The organism is Vibrio sp. Vb0349, from assembly GCF_033338975.1.
The window spans coordinates 1-1222 of the sequence record NZ_JAWOTS010000291.1 but is presented as its reverse complement, the minus strand read 5'-3'; the positions used below and the strand labels follow the sequence as shown (position 1 = coordinate 1222).

Annotated in this window: 1 pseudogene; it reads left to right on the top strand. The window is 45.7% G+C overall.

The window, feature by feature from the left end:
- Positions 1–163: 163 nt before the first annotated feature.
- Positions 164–1222 (top strand): annotated as a pseudogene (locus R7Q47_RS25290) (GGDEF domain-containing protein); the annotation flags it as partial.

Genomic DNA, 1222 nt, shown 5'->3' with positions numbered 1-1222 from the left:
TCCGAAAATTTTGCGAATTACTTAACAGCTCAAAATTGATTATATTGATTGCATATCACCACCTGCGTAGTTTTTTATCGAGGATAAAAAAGTAAATTAGGTTGGTAGGGTGAATTTAAAAAGTTTTACGAGAAAAGTGTCTTCAACGAGGGACCACCGGCTACTGGCCGAAGCAATATTCGATCAATTAGAGAACCTCTTTTCCCCCCACGCGATCGCCATTTTTGAAGACCCTTTAACCAATCCTCGTTGTTCTGTGAGTTTTTCTCGCGGAGAGCTTTACCCTATTCAAAAGTACCCTGAGATTTTCTGGGACTGGGCCTGCCAATTTGATACATCCGAAAGCATTATTCCTCTGGCGATTAACACTTGTAACTGGAATCACACCCAAGATTTAGGTGGCGACAGCTACATAATGATGCTCGACAACACGCCAATAAAACGCACCTATTTACTTATCCAATCTGTCCAAGCTCGCACCGCACACAATATTTACGAAGAAAGCTACGACGCAATGCAGCTCGCGGCTGCGCGTTGGCAATGCATTCGAGCCGAGAAAAATGCATCACAAGAGATGCGACATCGAGACATCCGTGAAGCTCAATACGTCGATGAAATTAGCCAGCGCGAACGCTTTATCGAAAACATGAAGTTAGTTCAGCAAGTCGCACTCGAGATCTCCAACCCTGATTCCTTAAAAGATTTGTATTACAAAGCCGTCGAAGCCCTGCGCGAACGATTGGGCTTTGACCGCACCACACTGATGCTACTGGACATGAAAAAGCGCAGTTTCAGCGGTACATACGGTACGGATGAGTCTGGTATTACGATCGATGAATTCCACACGCAGTACGACCTTCATCAACTGAGTGAGGAATACATCGCTGCGCTGTCGAGCCTTGAGAGTAATTTAGTGATCATCGAAGATGCGCCAATATACACGGCGGGCAAAGTGGTCGGGCAGGGATGGAACGCGATGTTAATCTTGCGCGACGGCAATGAGCCCTTCGGTTGGTTTGCGCTCGATAACTTCATTCATCGCAAGCCGATAACGGCGTATCAAAAACAGATGTTGGACTCGTTTGGTTCTCTTTTCTCGCAAATTTATATCCGTAAGCGCCAAGAGCAAAATGTGCGCATGTTGCACTCAAGCATGGTTGAGCTATCACGCTGTACAACCGTGAGTGATGTGTGTAAATCGGCAGTGACTTTCGCGATTAAA